This is a genomic window from Streptomyces sp. NPDC001292 (genome assembly GCF_042896465.1).
Taxonomy (GTDB): Bacteria; Actinomycetota; Actinomycetes; order Streptomycetales; family Streptomycetaceae; genus Streptomyces.
Genome location: NZ_JBIAXG010000130.1, coordinates 1 through 1713 on the forward strand (window position 1 = coordinate 1; position 1713 = coordinate 1713).

The following is a 1713-nucleotide window of genomic DNA, read 5'->3' on the forward strand; positions in this document are numbered from 1 at the left end:
CCGGGCAGGGAGAGCAGCAGGGCGGTGAAGAGTTCGATCTGGTTGCGGTCGTTGTCGAGCAGGGGGGCGAGGCGGCGGCGGATGCCGATGTTGGCGCGCATGCGGGGGTCCTTGGCGTATTCGGCCCACATGTAGTCGCGTTCTTCGTCGGTGACCATCTCGAGGGTGAGCTCGTCGTGGTTGCGCAGGAAGATGCCCCACTGGCACGTGGCGGGGATGGCGGGGGTCTTGGCGAGGATCTCGGAGACGGGGTAGCGGCTTTCCCTGCGGACGGCCATGAAGATGCGGGGCATGACGGGGAAGTGGAAGGCCATGTGGCACTCGTCGCCGCCGGTGGTGTAGTCGCCGAAGTAGTCGACGACGTCCTCCGGCCACTGGTTCGCCTCCGCCAGCAGCACGGTGTCCGGGAACATCCGGTCGATCTCCTTGCGCACCCGCTTGAGGAAGGCGTGGGTCGCGGGCAGGTTCTCGCAGTTGGTGCCCTCCTCGGCGTAGAGGTACGGCACCGCGTCCAGCCGGAAGCCGTCGATGCCCAGGTCCAGCCAGAAGCGCAGGGCGGCCAGGATCTCCTCCTGCACCGCGGGGCTTTCGTAGTTGAGGTCCGGCTGGTGGGAGAAGAACCGGTGCCAGTAGTACTGGCCGCGGACCGGGTCGAAGGTCCAGTTCGAGGTCTCGGTGTCGACGAAGATGATCCGCGCGTCCTGGTACTGCTTGTCGTCGTCGGCCCACACGTAGTAGTCGCCGTAGGGGCCGTCGGGGTCCTTGCGGGACTCCTGGAACCACGGGTGCTGGTCGCTGGTGTGGTTCATGACGAAGTCGATGATCACCCGCATGCCGCGCTGGTGGGCGGCGTCGACGAACTCCACGAAGTCGGCCAGGTCGCCGAACTCCGGGAGTACGGCGGTGTAGTCGGACACGTCGTAGCCGCCGTCCCGGAGCGGGGACTTGAAGAACGGCGGCAGCCACAGGCAGTCGACGCCGAGCCACTGCAGATAGTCGAGCTTGGCGGTCAGGCCCTTCAGGTCGCCGACGCCGTCGCCGTTGCTGTCCTGGAAGGAACGGACGAGGACCTCGTAGAACACGGCACGCTTGAACCACTCCGGGTCCCGGTCCCTGGCCGGGGCGTCCTCGAAGATGTCAGGGACGGGCTCGTTGACAGTCATGGCGCTGGGGCCCTCCGATCTCGGACGAGGTGGACGATCGCTGGACGTGGAGCACGTGCGCGGGTCGTTCGCCTGGTTCCAGGCGTACGTAGTTGGCCCTGCCCCAGTGGTAGGTCTCGCCGGTGAGCTCGTCGCGCACCGGCATCGACCCGTGCCATTCCAGGCCGAGTTGCGGCATGTCCAACGAGACCGTGGCCTCCTGGGTGTGGTGGGGGTCGAGGTTGGCGACCACGACGACCGTGTCCGGGCCCTCGCTCTTGCTGTAGGCGATCACGGCGTCGTTGTCGGTCGCGTGGAAGCGCAGATTACGCAGGCGGTGCAGCGCGGGGTGACGGCGGCGGATGTCGTTGAGTCTGGTGATGAGGGGGGCGATGGTGCGGCCCTCGCGTTCGGCGGCCGCCCAGTCGCGGGGTTTGAGCTGGTACTTCTCCGAGTCCAGGTACTCCTCGCCGCCCGGTTTCAGCGGGGTGTTCTCGCACAGTTCGTAGCCGCTGTAGATGCCCCAGGAGGGGGCGAGGGTGGCGGCCAGGACGGCGCGGACCTCGAAGGC

General features: G+C 67.4%; 2 protein-coding genes. Both read right to left on the reverse strand.

The features are described 5' to 3' along the window. Positions 1-1163 (reverse strand): maltose alpha-D-glucosyltransferase (treS, locus tag ACFY4A_RS42530; RefSeq protein ID WP_390834663.1); only part of this gene is annotated, 1163 nt, incomplete at its 3' end. Continuing rightward, positions 1138-1713 (reverse strand): DUF3459 domain-containing protein (locus ACFY4A_RS42535; protein WP_390834664.1); only part of this gene is annotated, 576 nt, incomplete at its 5' end. The genes ACFY4A_RS42535 and treS, both read right to left, overlap by 26 nt.